This is a genomic window from Pseudoalteromonas sp. MB41 (assembly GCF_020966275.1).
GTDB classification, from domain to species: Bacteria; Pseudomonadota; Gammaproteobacteria; order Enterobacterales; family Alteromonadaceae; genus Pseudoalteromonas; species Pseudoalteromonas lipolytica.
Genome location: NZ_JAJJZF010000013.1, coordinates 47517 through 69224, shown reverse-complemented (window position 1 = coordinate 69224; position 21708 = coordinate 47517). Strand labels below are relative to the sequence as shown.

Sequence of the window (21708 nt, the reverse complement as noted above, 5' to 3'; positions counted from 1 at the left end):
TTTTTTGGAGACTGTATGTCCACTGCTGTTTGGCAACCAAGCGCTGATATTGCGACTTTACGCGAGCGAGCTGCGATCATTCGCCGTATTCGCGAATTTTTCTATGAGCGTGAGGTGATGGAAGTTGAAACACCGACTCTTAGTGCGGCCAGTGTTACCGATGTACACCTAGCCAGTTTTAGTACCGAGTTTGTGGGCCCAGGTCATGCAGGTGGTTTGCCGTTATATTTACAAACCTCGCCTGAGTTTGCGATGAAACGATTATTGGCGGCAGGATCGGGTGCTATCTTTCAATTGTGTAAAGCGTATCGCAACGAAGAAGCGGGTAGTCATCATAACCCTGAATTTACCATGCTTGAATGGTATCGCCCAGGTTTCGACGAATTTGCGCTTATGGATGAAATGGACGAGCTTATGCAGCTTGTACTGGGTGTTGACGCGGCTGAGCGTTTAACTTACCAACATGCGTTTATAAATGCATTAGGTATAGATCCATTAACTGCTGACATGAGTACGTTACAGCACGTAGCAAGCGAACAAGGGTTTGCTGATATTGCCGCGCATGAAACGCATCGCGATACGTTGTTGCAGCTGTTATTTTGCATGAAGGTTGAGCCAACTATCGGCCAAGAAAAGCCATGTTTTGTTTACCATTTTCCAGCTTCGCAAGCGGCACTTGCGCAAATTTGTCAGCATGACAATCGCGTTGCTGGGCGTTTTGAGCTGTATTTCAAAAATATGGAGTTGGCTAACGGTTTCAATGAACTTACCGATGGAAAAGAGCAAGCCGCGCGTTTTAATGAAGATAATCAATATCGCCAAGCAAATGGTTTAAAACAGGTACCGATGGATACGCGCTTGATTGCAGCGCTTGAGCATGGCTTACCACAATGTGCAGGTGTGGCGCTGGGGGTTGACCGTTTAATTATGCTTGCAACGAACAAGCAAAAGATTAAAGACGTGATCACCTTTGATGTGGAACGAGCTTAAATGCAGGAACCTTTAACTCACACCGAATAATTCATTGAGTCGTGATATTCGCGGTTGAACCCCTTGTTACATGATTATGTAGAAGCAGATTCATCCGCGAAAATCAGGTGATAATAAGCGCTGGTTAAAACCAGCGCCTTCACGACTTACAGTTCGTAAATAAATGTCACACCGGCCACCATCGGTTCACCCAATTGTGTGTATGTGTGAGTGGTGTAACCATCCAGTGGGTCGTTACCAAACTCAAAACCACGGGTTGGTACATCTTCATCAAATAAGTTTCGTGCCCAGGCATTGATGCTCCAGTTTTCACTTTCATAACCTAACGATGCGTTCACTAAGTTAGAGCTCGGTGCTTTTGAGTTATGGCTATCTGAGAAGTAATAATCATCTTTGCCTTCAACACCAATCGATGCATATAGTGCAGGGGTAAAGTTATAGCGTGCCGTAAATGCATATTGATACTTCGGTGCTTGTGCTTGGTCGCGGCCATCTTGATCAAGGCCTGATTGGGCTACAAAGTCATTAATTTCAGTATTTAAATAGCCCGCACTCCCAGTAAGTAATAAATTCTCGGTTGCTTGGTAGCTGCCTTCTATTTCTAACCCGTAGTTTTCACCAGAGCTTGCGTTATCAATATAACCCGTGAACTTTTGCCCTTCGACTTGCCATGATTTCAACTGCATATCTTCACGGTACATGTAAAATGCTGCCAAGCGCAGTACGAATTTATCGTCAAGTGAGCTGCCTTTTACACCAAACTCACCACTCCAAAGGTATTCAGGGGCAAATGAGGTGTGGTTAGCAAAAAAGTCAGCGTCAAGATTTAAGCCTTCATCTTTCGCTTTTGCTAACGCCTCAGAGTTAATACCGCCAGCTTTGTAGCCACGAGTTATACTGGTGTAAATCATAGTGCGGTCAATGACTTGATATTCAAGAGCAAGTTTACCACCGACCATCACATCATCGGTTTCTTCAATAAAACCATTGTTGTCAATGTAATCACCTTTATATTGTTCTACACGCAATCCTGTGATTAAGGTTGTTTTAGGGCCAATAGGCGTTGTTAGCTGGCCATATGCTGCAAGGTTAGTTGTTTCATAATTTGATGCAAAAGGGTGTGCCAACCATGTATATTGGCGTTCTAAGTCAACTTCGCGTCCTTGGTAATAAATACCCGCCACCCAGTCGCCAGATTTACCGTTAAATTGGAGTTCTGCTGCATGGTCTTTACGGTCTCGTAAATAGGCGTCTGTTGAGCTGTAGCCCCATTCATGTAAGCCAGCTGCACACAATTGTGGCTGTGTTTCATCGTTACAAACCCAGTCTTCGTCATAGCTGTATAACAGTTCGCTGTCGATGCCAGATACGTTCAGACTGACATCAAACCAATCAAAACCGGTATAAATATTTGCCAGACCCACCGCAATGCTTTCTTGATTATCTTCACCAGGCTCATCAGCTACACTGTAGCGGCTGTTATCAAGGGTGAAAGCATCATAGCCATTATTAATATCGATATAATGCACACTTAGCTCTGTGCGTAAGTTATTTGTAAGTTGGCTGTGCAGTTTAAAGCGAGAAACAAGTTCATCTTGCTGTTGCGTATCTTTATTTAAATATATATTTTCAACATAGCCATCAGACTCGCGTTGATAAAGACTTGCGCGTACGCTTGTATCGTCAGTAATACCTGTACCTGCTGCAATGCCTGCTTCGTAGCTATTATAATTACCTGCACCGAGTTGCACTTTTACACTCGGATTGAGCGTTGGCGCTGCTGATTCCATTTGAATCATGCCTGCTAATGCATCTGCACCAAAACGTGTCCCTTGTGGGCCACGGTATATTTCGACTTGGTCTATATCAAATAACAGTGAGCTACCCCCTAGGCCAGAGTAGTTTATGCCGTCAATCACTAAGCCAACAGATGGATTAATGGGATCAACAAATTGTGAGCGTAAACCCACACCACGAATTTGCACAAAACGACCGCGTGATGCACCCGAAGTAAAGTTTACATTGGCTGCACTGGCTAGCATTTCATCTAAAAATTTCGCTCCACGCTGATTAATTTCATGGTCTGAAAAAAGGCTTGCGCTGGCACTTAACGTTTGAATACTTTCTTTTTTGAAATCGCCCGTAACTAAAATAGTTTCAAGCTCTGTGTCTTCAGCGTAAGCAATCGATGAAGCTGCAAATAATGGCAAAATAGCAGCTGATAATAATGATAAACGTCGTTTCATGCGGTTCTTAACTCCATTTTAGGGACTGCTATTCTAGCAAGCCTACTGGCCAAATGAGTATTTATACCTAAAAAAAGTGAATCTTTAGCTTGTTTAGGTATTTATGATATAAACGCAGGCAATTATACGTAAATTGATTAGGAATACGACTATGACCTTTAAAGTTGACTTTAAAGTGCGAGACTATGAATGCGATCTGCAAGGAATTGTTAATAACAGTGTTTACTTTAATTACTTAGAGCATGCCCGCCATGAGTTTCTACATGCTAAAGGAGTCGACTTTGCAAAGCTTGCGCGAGAAAAAATTAACCTAGTGGTGCTTCGCAGTGAAATGGATTACAAAGCATCTTTAGTTCCGGGCGATGAATTTTATGTGGCCGTTGAGCCGCAGAGAGTGAGTCGTTTAAAGTTTGCTTTTAAGCAGACCGTTTACCGTAAACATGATGATAAAGTGATGCTAAGCGCCTTAGTCATCGGCACCTCTGTCAATGAAAAAGGGCGTCCTTTTTTACCAGAAGAAGTCGATAACTTATTTAAATAACGCCCGTTGTTCTATTAAGAGCTAGCTTAGAACATTTTTTTACAGATAAAACATGTTTTTTTAACGATCAAAGTCGTTAAATGTTGTTATTATTATCGCATTGAAATTTTGGTCGTAAAAAAATATGAAGTTAGTAGCCTTGCCTATTCTTTTTGTACTATTTTGCATGGGCTGCTCATCGACAGGGAAGGTCACCAGTGAGCAATTAAAATATACACAGTGGCAATTATCAAAAGTTAACGGGTTAGCCATTAGCGTATCGCAAAAAGCGTCAATGCGTTTTATTGAAGCGATGCAAGTTAATGGGTTTGCTGGATGTAACAAGTTTTTTGGTGAAGGTCAGCTTGTTGAAGATACCTTAACAGTGAAAAAGCTAGGTATGACACGTAAATCGTGCGGAGATCAACTTGATGAACTTGAAAAGAAACTGCTGTCGACGCTAAAACAAGGCGCGGTCATTTCGCTAAATGGCGAGCAGCTTACTTTGCAAGGGGCGCACCATTTTACTTTCATTATTACGGCTCCTTAATAAGGCGAATTAGTATTAAAACTAAAGCGCTTGCAGCGAATTTTTAACTAACGTACACTGATTACGTTTTTATAAAACAACGAATTTATACTTGTCGGAGTGCCTTCAATAAGGCTGAGATCGCGAAAGCGGGATCCGTGAACCTGATCAGGCTAACACCTGCGTAGGGAACAAGCTGCCTCATAGGGCGCTTGTGCGCCAAAAAATGGGGCATAAGTTGCTAAGCTTAGGCTGCAATTGTAAGTGAAATAACTTACTAACGATCCAATGGCGTTTGCCACTCTCTATTGCACCTGCAATATCTGACAAGACAATCCTTAAAGCAATGAGGTAAGTCATGTCAAACACTACAACTAAACCGTCTCGCCGCGAAATTCGTGCGGCTGCATCTGATTATATTTATAACTTAACAGGGCAACCTTTCCCTAATTCGCACAAAGTATATGTTGAAGGCACGCAAGAAAACGTGCGTGTCGGAATGCGCGAAATAACCCTCAGTGATACTTTCATAGGTGGAACCGAAGAAAACCCCGTGTTCGAGCCGAATGCGCCAATTCGTGTGTATGATACATCGGGTCCATATACCGATCCTGATTTTAAACTCGACGTGCGCAAAGGGCTAGAAAAGTACCGCGAACAGTGGATAGAAAAACGTGGTGACACGGAAATTCTTGATTCAGTTACCTCGCAGTTTTCGCAGCAACGAATGGCTGACGAAGGTTTAGACCATATTCGCTTTGAGCACCTCCCAAAAATACGCCGTGCGAAAGCAGGTAAAAATGTGACGCAAATGCATTATGCACGCCAAGGCATTGTAACGCCTGAAATGGAATACGTGGCTATTCGTGAAAATATGGGCCGTGCAAAAATTCGTGAAGAGCTCCTTGCTGCACAGCATAAGGGAGAGTCATTCGGAGCCAGTATCCCCGATTTTATAACCCCTGAATTTGTGCGCGATGAAATTGCCCGTGGCAGAGCCGTGTTACCTAACAATATTAACCACCCTGAAACCGAACCAATGATCATTGGCCGTAATTTCCTTGTAAAAGTGAACGCGAATATTGGTAATTCATCGGTCACTTCGTCTATTGAAGAAGAGGTCGAAAAAATGGTGTGGTCGACTCGTTGGGGCGCAGATACGGTGATGGACTTATCAACGGGTCGTTATATTCATGAAACCCGTGAATGGGTCGTACGTAATTCACCCGTGCCAATTGGTACTGTACCAATCTATCAAGCGCTTGAAAAAGTAAATGGGGTTGCCGAAGACCTGACTTGGGGGATTTTCCGCGATACTTTGATTGAACAAGCGGAGCAAGGCGTTGATTATTTTACTATCCATGCTGGGGTGTTACTTCGTTATGTGCCAATGACTGCAAAGCGTGTCACGGGTATTGTATCGCGCGGCGGCTCAATCATGGCAAAGTGGTGTTTAGCACATCACAAAGAAAACTTCTTATACACGCACTTTGAAGAAATTTGTGAAATTTTAAAACAATATGATGTGTGTTTTTCATTGGGCGATGGTTTGCGTCCAGGTTCAATTGCCGATGCCAACGACGAAGCACAGTTTAGCGAATTACGTACACTAGGTGAGCTGACTAAGCTTGCATGGAAGCATGATGTACAAGTGTTTATTGAAGGCCCAGGTCATGTGCCAATGCATATGATTAAAGAAAACATGGAAGAGCAACTAAAGCATTGTGAAGAAGCACCTTTTTATACGCTTGGCCCATTAACGACTGATATTGCACCGGGTTACGACCATTTCACCTCGGGTATTGGGGCTGCACAAATTGCGTGGTATGGCTGTGCCATGTTGTGTTATGTCACCCCTAAAGAGCACTTAGGCTTACCGAATAAAGAAGATGTAAAAGAAGGTCTTATCACCTACAAAATTGCCGCACACGCAGCCGATTTAGCCAAAGGTCATCCAGGGGCACAAGAGCGTGATAACGCGTTATCGAAGGCGCGCTTCGAGTTCCGTTGGCACGACCAATTTAACCTAGGTTTAGACCCTGAACGTGCCCGTGAGTATCATGATGAAACTCTGCCACAAGAGTCTGGCAAAATAGCCCATTTTTGCTCTATGTGCGGTCCTAAATTCTGCTCGATGAAAATAACCCAAGAAGTACGTGATTACGCGAAAGATCTAGAAGCGCGAGGTATCGACCCTAACAATGTAGGCGATGCTATCGAAATTAAGATGGTCGATGTTGAAGCAGAGATGAAAGCGAAATCCGACGAGTTCAAAAAAACGGGTTCTGAAATTTATCATAAAGCAATTTAACCAAGGAGCTAGGTGCTAGAAAACGAGGCGCTAGAATGATTATCTCGCGCGAATTATCTAGCACCTAGAACGTTTATGTCTTTTAAAATAGCAATTTTGGGATTTGGTTTAACAGGACGACTTACTGCTTTAGCACTCTCTAAAGTGCATCAAGTCAGCGTGTATGAGCAAGATGATCAACACGCAGCAAACAGTGCCGGAAATGTTGCTGCGGCTATGCTCGCACCGCTGGCTGAGTCGGTATTATGTGAGCAAGATATAGCGCTGCTGGGGCTGGCGAGCATTCAACGCTGGCAGCAGATTATTAGTGAACTGGATGAGCCTGTGTATTTTCAGCAAGCGGGCAGTTTGGTGGTTGCTCATCAGCAAGATAAAGGCGATTTACACAGTTTTATTAGCCGCTTAAAACCATTAGCCGAGCATACAGCTGACACAGTGAGCAGCGCGCAAATAGCAGATCTTGAGCCTGAGCTTGCTGGACGCTTTCACCAAGGGGTGTATTTACCCTGCGAAGGCCAGCTCGATAACCAGGCCTTCTATGCTGCGAGCTATAAGCAATTAGTTGCTCGTCAAGTCAGCTTTAATTGGCACTCACACATTACTTTAACAGGTCATAAGGTGAATGGACAAAGTTATGACTTTGTTTTTGATTGTCGGGGATTAGGGGCAAAAACAGCTTTACCTAGCCTTCGTGGTGTGAGGGGGGAAGTGGCACGCTTATATGCACCAGAAGTAAACCTGTCTCGGCCAGTACGCCTTATGCATCCGCGCTACCCCATTTATATTGCACCTAAACCGAATCATCAGTTTGTGATTGGCGCGACTGAAATTGAATCGCACGACACAGGCAAAGTCACCGTGCGCTCAGCACTTGAGTTATTGTCGGCGGCTTATACGGTTCACAGTGGTTTTGCTGAAGCGCGTATTGAAAGTTTGCAATCAGGGCTTCGTCCTGCATTTGCAGATAACCGTCCACAGGTGACCCGAGAAGGGAGAGTTATAAGCCTTAATGGCTTATATCGTCATGGTTATTTGTTAGCGCCTTATGTTGTCGATGAAGCAATTAGCTTAATGGCTTAGGGGGTCATAATGAAAATAGTAATAAATGGTCAATCAGCTGTTGTGGCTGAGCAAATATCGCTTAGCGAGGCGTTGGCAAACTATGGGGCTAGGCCGCCATTTGCTGTGGCTGTAAACGGCGACTTTGTACCACGCAGCCAATGCGAAACAAAAACTCTTAACGAGGGTGACAGCATTGAGCTTTTGTCACCCATTCAAGGAGGTTAGCATGGATAGTTTTACTATTTATGGTGAACAAATACGCAGCCGCTTACTCATTGGTTCTGCATTGTATCCTTCGCCCAGTATAATGACAGAATCAATTGTGGCCTCTGGGGCTGACATTGTTACCGTGTCATTAAGGCGTCAACAAAGTGCGCAAGCCGGAGATGATTTTTGGCAGTTAATAAAAAACACCGGGCTTAAAGTGCTCCCAAATACAGCAGGGTGTCACAGTGTGAAAGAGGCAGTTACTCTGGCTCAAATGTGCCGTGAGGTTTTTGCCACTGATTGGATCAAGCTTGAGCTGATTGGTGATGAATATAATTTGCAGCCCGATCCTTTTGCGTTACTCGAAGCAACAAAAATACTATTAGATGAGGGCTTTAAAGTACTGCCTTACTGCACCGATGACTTAGTGTTATGCCAGCGTCTTGCTGATTTAGGCTGTGAAGTGCTGATGCCTTGGGGTGCGCCTATTGGAACAGGTAAAGGGTTACTGAACCCCTATAACCTAAGGATGATCCGAGAGCGTTTACCTAGTCATACCTTAATCGTTGATGCTGGATTAGGGTTACCTTCGCATGCCTGCCAAGCCCTTGAATTAGGGTATGATGCGGTATTATTAAATTCGGCAATCGCTGGAGCTGGGTGCCCAGTTACAATGAGCCATGCATTTCGCAGTGCCGTTGAGGCAGGCAGATGCAGCTATTTAGCCAAAGCGATGCCCGAAAAAGACGTAGCCAGCCCATCAACACCTACTATGGGCATGCCATTTTGGCATCAAAATTAAAGAAGAGGAAAACATGAATCAGGTTGTATGGAGCATAGCGGGATCTGATTCCGGCGGCGGGGCTGGAATTCAAGCTGATATTAAAGCGATGCAAAGCTTTTCAGTGCATTGCTGCACCGTGATCACAGCTTTAACAGCACAAAATAGTTTAGGTGTTGAGGCCTTAAATCCCATTTCAACTGAGGTGATTGAATCTCAATTACAAGCTTTAGTAACCGATATGCCCGCCACAGTGATAAAAATCGGCATGTTGGCGAATGTGCAGCAAATTCAGTTAATAAGTGAACATTTAAAACATTATAAAAACACCTGGGAAGTGCCGCCTTTGGTTGTCTATGACCCTGTGGCGATAGCCTCCAGTGGCGATTTACTCACAGAAGAAGATACCGTGAGTGCAATTAAAGAGTGTTTATTACCGTGGGTAGATGTTGTTACACCCAATACCCACGAAACGCAGTTACTGACCGGAGTGTATTTAATTGGCCCAAGTGCAGTAAAAGAAGCTGCGCAAAAGCTGCAAAGTTATGGCGCAAAATCGGTCATCATCAAAGGTGGTCATTGGGACTACCCAAGTGGTTATTGCATCGATTACTGCCTGCAAGATACACACGAGTACTGGCTTGGAAATGAAAAAATTCAAACACCGCATAGCCATGGCACCGGGTGTAGTATGGCCTCAGTGATTGCTGCCTGCCTAGCAAAGCGTTATCCACTGAAAGACGCTTTTATTCTCGCAAAAGCGTATATAAACCAAGGTTTAAAAGCGGCAGTGCGTTACGGTGAAGGAATTGGCCCTGTTGCACACACTCATTTTCCGGTTAATTTAGCAGATTACCCACAAGTGATTGAAGCGGGGAGTTGGCTTGGTGATGAACTCGACTTTGATCACCCTAGCAATTTTACTATGGCGGCTGGTTTTGCTGAGTGTCAATCTAAAAAGCTTGGCCTATATGCAGTGGTCGACAGTGTTGATTGGTTAGAAAAGTGTTTAGCTGAAGGCGTTAAAACCGTACAGCTACGAATGAAAAATACAGATGATGCAACGCTAGATGAGGCCATTGCCAGTGCTGTAATGCTTGGTCAAAAATACGATGCGCAGGTATATATTAATGACTATTGGCAACTGGCGATTAAGCACGGTGCTTATGGAGTTCATTTAGGCCAAGAAGACCTACAAACGGCTAATTTAATTGCTATAAAAGAGGCTGGCTTGCGTTTAGGCGTCTCGACCCATGGTTTTTATGAAATGCTGCGCGCCCATAATTATCGCCCGAGCTACATGGCATTTGGTGCAATTTACCCAACCACCACAAAAGACATGACAGGGCAAATTCAAGGCCTAGAAAAGCTTGAAAAATTTGTCCCGTTAATGGCCGACTACCCAACAGTTGCCATTGGTGGCATTGATGTGTCACGTGCAGAGCAAGTGGCAAATACCGGGGTAGGCAGTGTGGCTGTGGTGCGAGCAATTACCGAAGCCGAAGATTACCCCGCTGCGATTGCTAAACTCAAACAATGTGTTGAAGGCGATTCAGAATAATGAGTGCGTTAAGCGATAAAGAGCGCATACGTTACAGCCGCCACTTAATGCTTAAAGAAGTGGGATTGGAGGGGCAGCAAATATTAAAGGCCGCACATATTGCGGTGGTAGGTGCTGGTGGGCTTGGCTCACCTGCGCTACTTTATTTAGCTGCGGCTGGGGTGGGTAAGCTCACGTTGGTTGATAATGACAATGTCGAGCTTTCAAATTTACAGCGACAAATTTTGTATAAAGTTAATCACTTAGGGCAAGCAAAAACACAGGCAGCCTCGAAAGTGTTAGCAAGCTTAAATAACCAAATTAGTATTGAGCCCATTTGCCAAAGACTTGATGAAAAAAACCTTGCAGACGTTTTACAAGGGGCCGATATCGTACTCGATTGCAGTGATAACTTTGCCACTCGTTACTTAATTAATCGCTATTGTTTAGCGCACACAATCCCGCTCATTTCAGCCGCTGCGATTGCCACACAAGGGCAACTAATGTGCTTTGATTTTCGCAATTCTGACAGCCCCTGTTATGGCTGCGTATTCCCGCAAACAGATGATCAACCAGTATTAAACTGTGATAACGCGGGTGTAATAAGCCCATTACTGGGAGTCATGGGCAGTATGCAAAGCTTACTGGCGGTTAATATACTGTTAGGCCATAAAACGGGCAGCGAGTTTATTCAATTTGATGGGCTGACTTTACAGCAGCTACGTTTTACACCTCATAAAGATAGCGAATGCGCAGAATGCAAAAAGCAGGCTTGAAGCCTGCTTTTTAATTTTTGTATAACTAACGATGGTTAGTCTTTGATTGTCGCAAATGGTGTGCCCATGCGAGTGACTGTTTCTGGGTGCTGGTCAGATAAAAACTCAGCTTGGTTTGCACCCCAGGCTAAAATCACGGTAGACCCTAACTTAAAGCGACCCATTTCTTCGCCTTTTTTCAAAGTGATTGCGTTATCACCTTTGGTAGGGTAGTTCCAGCTGAATACATCTTTACCGGCAGGTGGTGTAACGGTACCTGCCCATATGGTTTCGATGCTGGCTACAATCGTTGCACCTACCAGTACCATCGCAAGTGGGCCTATGTCAGTTTCGAAAATTGCAACCACACGTTCATTACGCGCAAATAAGTTAGGGACGTTTTGAGCCGTAAGCGGATTCACTGAGAATAAATCACCTGGTACATAAATCATTTTACTCAGCGTACCATCAATCGGCATGTGAATACGGTGATAGTCTTTCGGTGCTAAATAGATTGTTGCGAACTTACCACCCAAAAATGGCACGGTATCGTCTTCGTTACCACCTAGTAATGCCTGTAAGCTGTAGTCGTGCCCTTTAGCTTGAATTATTTGACCATCTACTACGTCACCTAATTGGCTAATCGCACCATCAACTGGGTGAGCAATAATGTCTTTTTCTTCTGCAAGTGGGCGAATACCTTCCTTTAAAGGGCGAGTAAAAAATTCATTAAAGGTTTTGTAATGAGCTGGATCGGGGTATTTAGCCTCACTCATATCAATTTTATATTGTTTGATGAATAGCTTGATTAACGCCGTGGTTAAGCCACCCGCTTTCGCTGCTGCTAACTTGCCGACCATGCGCGAAATGAAATGTTTTGGCATGGCATACTGCATGGCAATTTTGAATTTATCTAAACTCACTTGTTATTTCCTAAATAGTTATACGCGAGGAGCGCGTGCACCCGCACGGCCATCGGCCATAGTTTCTAAAATTCGGTGGTAACTGTCAAAACGAAGTTCTGAAATATCTCCATCATCAACCGCTTGGCGAATGATACAGCCCGGATCATTTAGATGTTTACAGTCACGAAAACGACAGCCGCCAATAAAGTCACGGAACTCTTTAAAGCACCAAGTTACGCGTTCAACATCTAAATGCCATAGGCCAAACTCACGGATCCCTGGTGAATCAATAAGGTTACCGCCAGAGGGTAAGTGATGTAAACGTGAAACGGTTGTTGTGTGTTGCCCAAGACCACTATTTTCAGAGACTTCCTGAGTTAAAATAGCAGCGTCGGGTAAAACAGTATTAACTAACGTTGATTTACCCACACCACTTTGACCCACAAAGATGCTGTTTTTATCTATTAACGTTTGTTTAAGCTCATCAATACCTTGGCCCGTTTTATTACTGACGAGTAATACTTGATAGCCTAGCTCACGATAAATATCGAGAATTTCATTAATATAGGCGAGTCCTTCATCGTCAATTAAATCGATTTTGTTGAGCACTAAAATCGGCTCTATGCCCATGTCTTCACAGGCAACTAAATAACGGTCGATAATATTAGGAGTAAACTCAGGTAATACCGCAGACACCATTAAAATTTGGTCGATATTAGCTGCAACGACTTTCACACCGTCATAAAAATCTGGACGTGTAAGCTGCGAGCGACGTTCGTGAGTTGCTTCGATGACACCGGCTAAGTCACCCTCACTCACTTTGGCGCGACGAAATATCACTTCATCCCCGCAAACAAGGCTTGATACAGTGCGACGAATGTTACAGCGCAGCACATCACCAGAGTCCGTTTCGATATCTGCATGTTGTCCAAAACGGCTTAATACAACGGCATTTTCAGCAGGGCCTAAATTGTCGTTTTGCCATTGCACGGCTGCGCCCTTGTCTTGCTTTTTATCAGCATTAGACAAACGTTTTTGATGATTGGCCTTAATCCGACGAGACTGGCCTTTACTTAATTTCTTTTGTTTTGCCACTTTTGGCCTATAACTTGATTAAATGTCGGGCTTTTTGAAAAAAAAGCTTTAGGTCGACTGATGATACTAATATGATATATCTAAATGCGTTGGATCTAAAGGAAAGCACCGCTAAGGTAACTATGTCTTTTCATAAATCAAATCTTATCTGGCTCGACCTGGAAATGACTGGCCTCGAACCAGCAACAGATAAAATACTCGAAATTGCCACTGTTGTCACCGACAGCGAGTTAAACATCTTGGCTGAAGGCCCTGTTATTGCTATTCATCAAAGCGATGAATTACTTGATGGCATGGACGAGTGGTGTACGACCCAACATGGTCAATCAGGTTTAACAGCCCGCTGCAAAGCAAGTTCTTTCACTGAGCAAGATGCCATTGAGCAAACATTGGCGTTTTTGAAACAGTGGGTACCTGCTGGCGCATCGCCTATGTGCGGAAATTCAATCGGCCAAGACCGTCGATTCATGAATAAGTACATGCCGGAATTGGAAGACTATTTTCATTATCGCAACCTTGATGTAAGCACTATTAAAGAGCTTGCGCGCCGCTGGAAGCCTGAGGTTCTTGCTCAAGTGAACAAAAAAGGTTCACACCTTGCCCTTGATGATATAAAAGATTCAATTATGGAATTAAAGGTTTACCAAGAAAAATTCTTTAATTTGTAAAAAACATTTGCAAACACATCGGATTATTGTAGAATCCTGCCCCGCTTAAGACGTTAACCCTCGCGGGGTTAGTGTGTCTTTAGCTAAACTTTATAGTTGAAATTTGTGGCACTAGCTCAGTTGCCAGAACGTTTTACCGCAACCTTTAGGTTGTGCATCAACGGACAAATCACTGACTATTTGAATGCGGCACTAGCTCAGTTGCCAGAACGTTTTACCGCAACCTTTAGGTTGTGCACCAACGGACAAATCACTGACTATTTGAATGCGGCACTAGCTCAGTTGCCAGAACGTTTTACCGCAACCTTTAGGTTGTGCACCAACGGACAAATCACTGACTATTTGAATGCGGCACTAGCTCAGTTGGTAGAGCGCAACCTTGCCAAGGTTGAGGTCACGAGTTCGAGCCTCGTGTGCCGCTCCAATTTCTCACCAAAAGAAATTGTTATAAAAAATTCAAATTATACGGCACTAGCTCAGTTGCCAGAACGTTTTACCGCAACCTTTAGGTTGTGCAGCAACGGACAAATTACTGACTATTTGAATGCGGCACTAGCTCAGTTGGTAGAGCGCAACCTTGCCAAGGTTGAGGTCACGAGTTCGAGCCTCGTGTGCCGCTCCAATTTCTCACCAAAAGAAATTGTTATAAAAAATTCAAATTATACGGTACTAGCTCAGTTGCCAGAACGTTTTACCGCAACCTTCAAGGTTGTGCACCAACGGACAAATTACTGACTACTTATAAAGCGGCACTAGCTCAGTTGGTAGAGCGCAACCTTGCCAAGGTTGAGGTCACGAGTTCGAGCCTCGTGTGCCGCTCCAATTTCTTACCAAAAGAAATTGATATAAGTTTCAAGGGTAAAGTAATTAACTTGAAGCTTGTAACTTAAAATTAGTAACTTATTATGCGGCACTAGCTCAGTTGCCAGAACGTTTTACCGCAACCTTCAAGGTTGTGCACCAACGGACAAATTACTGACTACTTATAAAGCGGCACTAGCTCAGTTGGTAGAGCGCAACCTTGCCAAGGTTGAGGTCACGAGTTCGAGCCTCGTGTGCCGCTCCAATCTCTAAAAAATCCCAATATACTTTCTTAAATAAAATCTTTCTTAAATAAAGCTGTTAAAACCTAACTTTGTCTATAGCTAGTTTTTAGATCTGACCTTGAATCGTCGCGACAATGCGTCTAGCACCACCATGGTCTCGGTGTTCACCTAAATAAATACCTTGCCATGTGCCTAGCATTAAGCGGCCTTGATTAATTGGTATGGTGAGTTCAGCACCTAATGTACTGCTTTTTATATGGGCTGGCATATCGTCATCACCTTCATAATCATGACGATAATAACTTTGTCGTTCTGGCACAAAGTGATTGAAGTGACTTTCCATATCCATTCGCACAGTCGGATCTGCATTTTCGTTAATGGTTAAGCTTGCAGAAGTGTGCTGAATAAACAAATGCAATAAACCGACTTTGTACTGGCTGATTTCAGGTAGTTGACGAAGTAACTCGTCATCAATGATGTGAAAGCCTCGTGTGCGAGGCTTTAGCTGAATGGTTTTTTGTTGCCAACTCATAGCTTATCAAAACTAACTTCTATATTGGCATTCCCGTCCTCTGAGGTGAACGGAATGAGTACTTTAGCGCCTTCACACTTATGTGTAATGGTGTGTCCTTTACCTGATACAACAATCGGTGTTGCCATATCAAATTCATAGCCCTTTTCGCCCAGAAGGTTTTTAGCGCCCCCGGTGACCATGTTGGTTATTTCGCCTACCATATCAGTCACTTCTTCGTTAACTGAATCTGGTCGCTCTCCCAGCATTCTTTCCATAATAGTTAAGGCCAAACTTTCATCAAAGGTGATTGAAAGTGAACCTTTAGTTTGTGGGCCAACCATACCGATTAAACCAGAGACATCACCGCGCGCAATCTCATCTTTTTTGAGGCTAGGTTTACCGGGTTTTAATTCTGTTTGAGCCATGGTGCTCAATACATTGAGTAAAGACGATAAAAAAGGGTTGATGAACTCCACATTCATTGTTTATTTTCCCTTAGGTTATTGCAGCGAGGCTGCTGTTCTAACTTTAATTGTAGTGGCTGTATAAAACAGTGCACTTAATCTTTGCAATTTTCACATTTTCCGTGTGCTTCGATTGTTTGTCCTGAGACAATAAAGCCGCTTTCAGCTGCTAAGTTATTAAGCTCGTGCGAAATAACAGTAGAATGCAGCTCTTTTACATAACCGCAGCTATCACAAATTAATAATTGTACTGGATGAATGTGATCAAAATGATGGCACAACATAAATGAGTTTGTGCTTTCTATTTTGTGAATAAAGCCCAGTTCCGACAAAAAGTCTAAGGCGCGATAAATTGTTGCTGGTTTTGCTCCTGACTCAGTTAATTTGAGTTGTTCTAATAAGTCATAAGCACCAACACCACCTTGCGCGCTCGCTAGCAGGCGGAATACTTTTTCACGGATAGGTGTAAAACGTGCACCACGATTATCACATACTTGTTTTGCTTTACTGACGAGTGATTCTGTATTCATCTTCTCTTATCCTTACGCTACCGTGATATACTATCATACTGTATTGTAGTTGCAGCGTTTTTATTCGCTAGCAGGTTTTCTTGGGAGTTTTCGGTATGAGTGAATTGCTTGCTGCGTTCATTTTCTTTTTTGCTGTCATTGATCCAATTGGTACTGTACCGGTCTTTATCGCGGTTACACGAGGCGAAGACGCTAAGTTTAAACGAAAAGTAGCATTAAAAGCGGTGGGAGTGTCGGCACTGGTTTTATTGTTTTTTGTACTCGCGGGTGAACTACTTTTAAACGCAATTAAGATTCCTTTGTCTGCTTTTCAGATTGCCGGCGGAATTGTGTTACTGATATTTGCCTTGTCGATGATTTTTGGTGAAAGTAAGCCTGAAAGTGAAATCAAAAGTGTCCGCAATAGTACCGAAACGGCTATTTTTCCACTCGCTATTCCGTCAATAGCAAGCCCCGGAGCAATGCTTGCTGCAGTACTAATGACTCGAAACAATGAGTACACATGGCTGGAGCAGTTAATCACGTCATCAGTGATGTTATCGGTGTTGATTATAGTGTTGGTTTTACTGTTACTTGCAACGCATGTACATAAACTCATCGGTGATAGTGGTGCAAGTATCATAAGCCGTGTGATGGGATTAATTTTATCTTCGGTTGCGGTAACAAATATTCTGGGTGGCATTGCTCATTATTTTGGCTTAACGGTTGCGGTATAGTAAAAATTAAAGCGCATTTTCAGTCATTTAAACTTTGAATTATTGCCTTCTATTATCTAACTTAAAAGGAGGCAATATAATTTAAGGAACAAAGAATGCGACTCAAACATGTTGTTTTATCTGTTTTTCTGCTTTTTAGTTTAGCTGCTTGCATGGAGCCGACCTATGATAGTGGCAAATTAAAAGTGATCGAAGTGACAGATCATGACTTTAAAATCAATGATGAAAGTGCAGTAACCTTGATCATCGGTCATGCTAATGTAGCTGAATATAGCTTTTCACTTCGCAAGAGCGATCTTAAAAAAGGCACTCTGTTGCAGTCGGTGTCTGACAGTAACCCGAATGTGCGCGCTGATGGTACATTCTTCAGTGAATATTATGTGCAATCAAAAGATCATGGCACGCACGCATCAATTGAAATTGTAGAAATCGATCCTGTTGAGAAAGTGGCACGCATTGCAGTGGGTGCTAAGCTCGTTAATCTAAAAAATGAAGATTATAAAGAACTCGAAATTACACTATTTGAACTTACCGGCCAAAATTTAGAAAATCTCTTAAATAAAGTAGAGATTTAGTCATTACTTTATTTCCTCCCAGATGAAGTGTGTTAGTTACACACTTCTTCATTATCTGATCTACGATTAAGTCATGCCGTCAGCTTTGTTAAGTGGTATAATCACGCAAACTTTATTTTTATTGTGATGGCTAATTATCTTAGCCGTTACTGCTTTAATAAGCGTTAATGTATTAGGTAATCAAGTTGCAAGTGAACGCATTGATATTTAAAGGGGCCATACTATGAGCACGACGACATTAAATCGCCGTTTGTCGGTGGCTCCCATGCTCGATTGGACTGATCGTCATTGTCGAACATTCCATCGTAAAATGACAAAACATGCTGTGCTTTACACCGAAATGGTGACAACAGGTGCTATTTTATTTGGTAAGGGTGATTACTTACACTTTAATCAACATGAAGGTCCTGTTGCGTTGCAGCTGGGTGGGTCTGACCCTGACGCACTTGCTAAATGTGCTAAGTTAGCGGCAGAGCGCGGTTATGACGAGGTTAACCTTAATGTAGGATGCCCATCTGATCGCGTGCAAAACGGTCGTTTTGGTGCGTGTTTAATGGCTGAGCCAAAGCTTGTTGCTGAGTGTGTCGCGGCGATGAAGGCTGAAGTATCGATTCCAGTGACCGTTAAAACACGGATCGGAATTGACGAGCAAGATTCGTATGAGTTTTTATGTGCTCTGATTGAAGCAAGCCACGATGTAGGCTGTGATGACTTTATTATTCATGCCCGTAAGGCATGGCTAAATGGGTTAAGCCCGAAAGAAAACCGTGAAATTCCGCCGCTTGATTATCCGCGAGTTTATCAACTCAAAAAAGACTATCGGCAACTGCACTTGAGTCTAAACGGTGGCGTGAAAACGATTGCTGATACAATTACGCACCTTGATTATGTTGATGGCATTATGATTGGTCGTGAGGCATACAGTAATCCATTCATTTTAAGTGACGTTGACGAAAAAATTTACGGTGATACCCCGTTTACTCTTAATCGTCATCAGGTTGTGCGAGCTATGTATGATTACATTGAAGATGAGATGAGCCAAGGCGCGAATTTTTGGCATATTGCTCGCCATATGTTGGGTATTTTCCAAGGCCAGCCGGGCGCGCGAGGCTTTAGACGCCACCTTTCAGAAAATGGTCATGGCAAAACGGCCGATTTAAGTGTTATGGATAAAGCATTGAGCTTTGTACCAGAAATTTAATGTTCAAATTGGAACAGAAAAAAAGCCACTCTTTTGTGGCTTTTTTTGATCCTAAAATTTGGTTTAAAAGTTAGTTTTTTAGTCAAATTAGTTATTTTTCATTCAGCTTAAAGTCAGTGTTTAGTTACGTGAAAACTAATTAACCTTATGTATTTTAATGGTTATTTTAAAATTTTTTGTAGTTGGCATAAGAATTGGAATCTCCTCGGTGTATTAACCCAATTATCAACAGGAGAATCACATGGGTGTATTAAATCGCGTAAACGACATTATTCAGGCTAATTTATCTGCTGCACTCGATAAAGCAGAAGATCCTGAAAAGCTGCTTAATTTACTCGTGCAAGAAATGCAGGATGCACTTAATGAGTGTCGTGCAACCGCTGCAACATTCTTAACTCAAGAAAAGCAAATAAAGCGTGAAATTGCAGCAAAACAAGCAAAGCAAGCTGATTGGCAAGCGAAAGCTGAAAAAGCACTTAGTAAAGACAGAGATGATCTTGCTAAAGCAGCATTAATTGAGAAACAGCGTTTAAACGCAGAGATTGAAGCGCAGCAACGTGAAATGGATAAAGTGGCTGACTCATTAGCGAAGTTAACAGACGACAGTCAGCGTTTGCAAAATAAGCTTGCAGATGCCAAAGCAAAGCAACTGACTTACATGCAAAAAGAGCGCGTGGTTACGGCACGCTTAAAAGTCAAAGAGCAGCTTCATAGTAACAAAGTTGCGGATGCGTTAGCGCGATTTGATTATTTAGAGCAGCGCGTTGAAAACATCGAGTCGCAAGTTGAAGCCTATGAGCTTACACACAGTGATGCTGCAAATTCGACAGCGGCGCAAATTGCTGCGTTAGAAAAAAATGATGCTATAGACAAAGAGTTGGCCGATTTAAAAGCCACAATGAAACAGTCGGCTTAGGAGGAAAACGATGAATACTTATCATACATCATCACGTTGGTTTAGAGATTTAACTAATAAGAAAATCTCTGGAGTGTGCAGCGGTTTAGCTGCTCGATTGGGCTTCCCTGTATGGTCAACGCGTTTGCTCATGATCATACTGTTTTTACATATGCCTTTCATTGTTGGGGTGGGTTACCTTGTTGCACATTGTAGCTTGCCAGTAAAAGGTTATTAGGAGCTGGTCATGAAAACGTTAGCTATTATTGTCTTAGCAATTTTACTACTGTGCACAGATACATTTGCATTTGTATCCTTTGATTCATGGCAGCTGCCTTTATCAATAGCCGATATGAGCTGGGCTGGGCTTGAGGTGGTTGGTGCACTTGTCGCTGTTATTGCTTTAGTTGCTGGGGTTGCTTTATTTACCATAGGCTTAATTGGTGCAGGTGTGGTTGCTTTAGTCGGGGTAGTGCTTGCGTTTTTATTTGGTTCTGTGGTGATTGCATGGCCCTTATTATTAATTGCAGCTTTGTGTTGGCTGATTGCTGATAACAAGAAATCACCAGCTTAAGGTACGAATAAACTGCCTTAATAAATAAAGTATGCTAAATTTAGCGGGTAAGTTGATGTCTTAACAAGGATTAAAGCATAATGAAACTGTTGCCCGCATTCCCTTTTCTTATCACAAGTTTATTTTATAGTACTTTTTCATCTGCCCACAGCGGTCATGACCATAACGATGTTGCAGAAGTAACCGTGAGCAATGCCCAAGTTCGCGAATTTTTACCTGCCAGTAAGGCCAGTGTCGCTTATTTTACGATTACCAATCCGAGTCAGCAGGCTACAACATTAACAAAGGCAACACTGGATGGTTTAGGGCGCGTTGAAATTCATCAACATACCCATGTTGATGGCATGATGAAAATGGAACAGGTTATTTCGTTAGAGATAGATGCTCACAGCAGCATTGAATTCAAACCCGGTGGTTATCATTTGATGGTGTTTGACCCTGAAGATGAGTTAAAAGCAGGGCAAGAACGAAAACTCACGCTATATTTTAAAGATGGCAACCGAGTATTTACTCAAGCCAAAGTTGTCTCTTTACATGATATGTCTAAAGAGGCATCACAAAAAAGTAAAGAGCACTCACATCACTAGGAGGTACCATGTCTGAGCATAAAGGAAAAATAGCCAGTGCATTACTTATTATCTTAATTATTTTTTACGCGGTTTCGGTTTACTGGAGTAGTGAACCTGACCGTATGGATGTTGTAGGTAAGGCAAAGCAAGAAGCACAAATGCGTGGCGAAAAGTTTGTCACGGGGTACACCACTACGACAACGTTAATTAATGTAGCTAGTACATTATTGAATAAGCCCGGTGGTTACTTGTCTAACGATATTATGCCACCCAGTGTCATGATGGATAATATGCCTGCATGGGAATATGGGGCGCTTGAAATGACGCGTGACCTTGTATTATCAATGCGTAAGGACTTTAGTCGTTCTCAGTCTCAATCAACAGAACATGAAGCACTTAAAAAAGCGCAGCCGCAGTTTAACATCAGTTCCGAAGCATGGGCGTGGCCAAGCGCTGAAGCCGAATATCAAAAAGGCATTGATTTACTTGTTGTTTATCGCAGCCAAATTGCCGACCAAAATGACAGAGACAGTCAATTTTATGCACGCGCTGATAATTTACGTGGTTGGCTAAAAGAAGCCGAAAAGCGCTTAGGCAGTTTAAGTCAGCGTTTAAGTGCAAGTGTTGGCCAAGAACGCCTAAACACTGACTTGGCCGGTGATACGGCTGCCCATCAAGCAACTTATGCACCATTGCAAAACCAAGTGAAAACGTCGTGGTGGGAAATTGATGATGTATTTTACGAATCACGGGGAGCCACGTGGGCGCTGTTACACTTTTTACAGGCTGTTGAATACGATTTCGCAGATGTCTTAGAAAAGAAAAATGCCCGTGTTAGCCTGCAACAAATTATTCGTGAATTAGAAGCCACACAAGAAACGGTGTGGAGCCCAATGATTTTAAATGGCAGTGGTTTTGGTTTTGTTGCCAATCATTCACTGGTAATGGCAAATTATATTTCTCGAGCCAATGCGGCTCTAATTGAACTTAGCGAACTTTTAGCGCAAGGATAAAA

General features: G+C 42.9%; 24 protein-coding genes, 4 tRNA genes and 1 riboswitch. Of the genes, 22 read left to right on the top strand and 6 right to left on the bottom strand.

Translation table 11 applies throughout. From position 1 onward, the window contains the following. Positions 1 to 15: 15 nt before the first annotated feature. Positions 16 to 990 carry an elongation factor P--(R)-beta-lysine ligase gene (gene epmA / locus LPA49_RS13490; protein ID WP_036971439.1) on the top strand — a complete coding sequence of 325 codons (975 nt, stop codon included), beginning with the start codon at positions 16 to 18 and terminating at the stop codon, positions 988 to 990. 146 nt (positions 991 to 1136) lie between these two features. Here epmA and LPA49_RS13485 read toward each other — a convergent pair whose 3' ends face one another. Continuing rightward, positions 1137 to 3236, bottom strand: a complete 2100-nt coding sequence (locus LPA49_RS13485) for a TonB-dependent receptor (protein ID WP_036971435.1) — start codon at positions 3234 to 3236, stop codon at positions 1137 to 1139. Positions 3237 to 3387: 151 nt separating this feature from the next. Here LPA49_RS13485 and LPA49_RS13480 point away from each other — a divergent pair, with 151 nt between their 5' ends. The 8 genes from LPA49_RS13480 to LPA49_RS13445 all read left to right on the top strand — a co-directional run bounded on the left by LPA49_RS13480 (position 3388) and on the right by LPA49_RS13445 (position 10962). Continuing rightward, complete coding sequence (locus tag LPA49_RS13480) at positions 3388 to 3777, top strand: thioesterase family protein (protein WP_036971432.1); 390 nt, start codon at positions 3388 to 3390, stop codon at positions 3775 to 3777. Positions 3778 to 3901: 124 nt separating this feature from the next. After that, complete coding sequence (locus tag LPA49_RS13475) at positions 3902 to 4306, top strand: META domain-containing protein (protein WP_036971430.1); 405 nt, start codon at positions 3902 to 3904, stop codon at positions 4304 to 4306. A gap of 85 nt (positions 4307 to 4391) precedes the next feature. Then, a riboswitch (TPP riboswitch) is annotated at positions 4392 to 4493 on the top strand. Positions 4494 to 4643: 150 nt separating this feature from the next. Continuing rightward, positions 4644 to 6596 carry a phosphomethylpyrimidine synthase ThiC gene (gene thiC, locus LPA49_RS13470; protein WP_230236812.1) on the top strand — a complete coding sequence of 651 codons (1953 nt, stop codon included), beginning with the start codon at positions 4644 to 4646 and terminating at the stop codon, positions 6594 to 6596. 75 nt (positions 6597 to 6671) lie between these two features. After that, on the top strand, positions 6672 to 7676 hold the full coding sequence (locus LPA49_RS13465; RefSeq protein WP_230236809.1) for an FAD-dependent oxidoreductase: 1005 nt from the start codon (positions 6672 to 6674) through the stop codon (positions 7674 to 7676). 9 nt (positions 7677 to 7685) lie between these two features. After that, positions 7686 to 7883, top strand: coding sequence for a sulfur carrier protein ThiS (gene thiS / locus LPA49_RS13460; protein WP_065978234.1), 198 nt, complete (start codon positions 7686 to 7688; stop codon positions 7881 to 7883). 1 nt (position 7884) lies between these two features. Further along, positions 7885 to 8667 (top strand): thiazole synthase, encoded by a 783-nt coding sequence (locus LPA49_RS13455; RefSeq protein ID WP_230236806.1) that lies wholly within the window; start codon positions 7885 to 7887, stop codon positions 8665 to 8667. Positions 8668 to 8680: 13 nt separating this feature from the next. Continuing rightward, positions 8681 to 10207, top strand: a complete 1527-nt coding sequence (gene thiE, locus LPA49_RS13450; protein WP_230236803.1) for a thiamine phosphate synthase — start codon at positions 8681 to 8683, stop codon at positions 10205 to 10207. Next, positions 10207 to 10962, top strand: coding sequence for a HesA/MoeB/ThiF family protein (locus tag LPA49_RS13445; RefSeq protein WP_196857565.1), 756 nt, complete (start codon positions 10207 to 10209; stop codon positions 10960 to 10962). Before thiE ends, LPA49_RS13445 begins: the two co-directional genes overlap by 1 nt. A 35-nt stretch (positions 10963 to 10997) precedes the next feature. On the opposite strand, the gene asd is transcribed toward LPA49_RS13445, so the two are convergent. Then, positions 10998 to 11864, bottom strand: a complete 867-nt coding sequence (gene asd / locus LPA49_RS13440) for an archaetidylserine decarboxylase (RefSeq protein WP_182396094.1) — start codon at positions 11862 to 11864, stop codon at positions 10998 to 11000. A gap of 18 nt (positions 11865 to 11882) precedes the next feature. Next, the gene (rsgA, locus tag LPA49_RS13435; RefSeq protein WP_036971407.1) at positions 11883 to 12941 is read right to left on the bottom strand and encodes a small ribosomal subunit biogenesis GTPase RsgA; all 1059 of its coding nucleotides are present in this window, start codon (positions 12939 to 12941) and stop codon (positions 11883 to 11885) included. Between the two features lie 122 nt (positions 12942 to 13063). Here rsgA and orn point away from each other — a divergent pair, with 122 nt between their 5' ends. From orn to LPA49_RS13410, 5 genes are all read left to right on the top strand, one after another. Further along, positions 13064 to 13609, top strand: coding sequence for an oligoribonuclease (gene orn, locus LPA49_RS13430; protein WP_036971404.1), 546 nt, complete (start codon positions 13064 to 13066; stop codon positions 13607 to 13609). Between the two features lie 348 nt (positions 13610 to 13957). Continuing rightward, positions 13958 to 14033: transfer RNA gene (locus LPA49_RS13425), tRNA-Gly, on the top strand. A 122-nt stretch (positions 14034 to 14155) separates the two neighbouring features. Beyond that, positions 14156 to 14231: transfer RNA gene (locus tag LPA49_RS13420), tRNA-Gly, on the top strand. Positions 14232 to 14355: 124 nt separating this feature from the next. Then, a tRNA-Gly gene (locus LPA49_RS13415) sits at positions 14356 to 14431 on the top strand. 168 nt (positions 14432 to 14599) lie between these two features. Continuing rightward, positions 14600 to 14675, top strand: a tRNA-Gly gene (locus tag LPA49_RS13410). An 86-nt stretch (positions 14676 to 14761) separates the two neighbouring features. Here the strand turns inward: LPA49_RS13410 and LPA49_RS13405 are convergent. The 3 genes from LPA49_RS13405 to LPA49_RS13395 form a co-directional block, all read right to left on the bottom strand. Next, on the bottom strand, positions 14762 to 15187 hold the full coding sequence (locus LPA49_RS13405; protein ID WP_230236800.1) for a secondary thiamine-phosphate synthase enzyme YjbQ: 426 nt from the start codon (positions 15185 to 15187) through the stop codon (positions 14762 to 14764). Next, positions 15184 to 15651, bottom strand: coding sequence for a chemotaxis protein CheX (locus LPA49_RS13400; protein WP_065978232.1), 468 nt, complete (start codon positions 15649 to 15651; stop codon positions 15184 to 15186). Before LPA49_RS13400 ends, LPA49_RS13405 begins: the two co-directional genes overlap by 4 nt. Before the next feature lie 77 nt (positions 15652 to 15728). After that, the gene (locus tag LPA49_RS13395; RefSeq protein ID WP_036971396.1) at positions 15729 to 16163 is read right to left on the bottom strand and encodes a transcriptional repressor; all 435 of its coding nucleotides are present in this window, start codon (positions 16161 to 16163) and stop codon (positions 15729 to 15731) included. A 95-nt stretch (positions 16164 to 16258) separates the two neighbouring features. Between LPA49_RS13395 and LPA49_RS13390 the strand changes: the two genes are divergently transcribed. The 8 genes from LPA49_RS13390 to LPA49_RS13355 all read left to right on the top strand — a co-directional run bounded on the left by LPA49_RS13390 (position 16259) and on the right by LPA49_RS13355 (position 21706). Then, positions 16259 to 16879, top strand: coding sequence for a MarC family protein (locus LPA49_RS13390; RefSeq protein WP_036971394.1), 621 nt, complete (start codon positions 16259 to 16261; stop codon positions 16877 to 16879). Between the two features lie 95 nt (positions 16880 to 16974). Then, positions 16975 to 17454 carry a hypothetical protein gene (locus LPA49_RS13385; protein ID WP_230236798.1) on the top strand — a complete coding sequence of 160 codons (480 nt, stop codon included), beginning with the start codon at positions 16975 to 16977 and terminating at the stop codon, positions 17452 to 17454. Between the two features lie 223 nt (positions 17455 to 17677). Beyond that, positions 17678 to 18655 carry a tRNA dihydrouridine(20/20a) synthase DusA gene (gene dusA / locus LPA49_RS13380; RefSeq protein WP_230236795.1) on the top strand — a complete coding sequence of 326 codons (978 nt, stop codon included), beginning with the start codon at positions 17678 to 17680 and terminating at the stop codon, positions 18653 to 18655. A gap of 241 nt (positions 18656 to 18896) precedes the next feature. After that, positions 18897 to 19571 (top strand): PspA/IM30 family protein, encoded by a 675-nt coding sequence (locus tag LPA49_RS13375; protein ID WP_230236794.1) that lies wholly within the window; start codon positions 18897 to 18899, stop codon positions 19569 to 19571. Between the two features lie 10 nt (positions 19572 to 19581). After that, positions 19582 to 19788, top strand: coding sequence for a PspC domain-containing protein (locus LPA49_RS13370; protein ID WP_036971358.1), 207 nt, complete (start codon positions 19582 to 19584; stop codon positions 19786 to 19788). 9 nt (positions 19789 to 19797) lie between these two features. Next, a complete protein-coding gene (locus LPA49_RS13365; RefSeq protein WP_036971355.1) occupies positions 19798 to 20124 on the top strand; it encodes a hypothetical protein in 327 nt (108 codons plus the stop codon). A gap of 80 nt (positions 20125 to 20204) precedes the next feature. Further along, positions 20205 to 20711 (top strand): copper chaperone PCu(A)C, encoded by a 507-nt coding sequence (locus LPA49_RS13360; protein WP_230236791.1) that lies wholly within the window; start codon positions 20205 to 20207, stop codon positions 20709 to 20711. Positions 20712 to 20719: 8 nt separating this feature from the next. Beyond that, positions 20720 to 21706, top strand: coding sequence for a DUF2333 family protein (locus tag LPA49_RS13355; protein WP_065978189.1), 987 nt, complete (start codon positions 20720 to 20722; stop codon positions 21704 to 21706). Positions 21707 to 21708 lie beyond the last annotated feature (2 nt).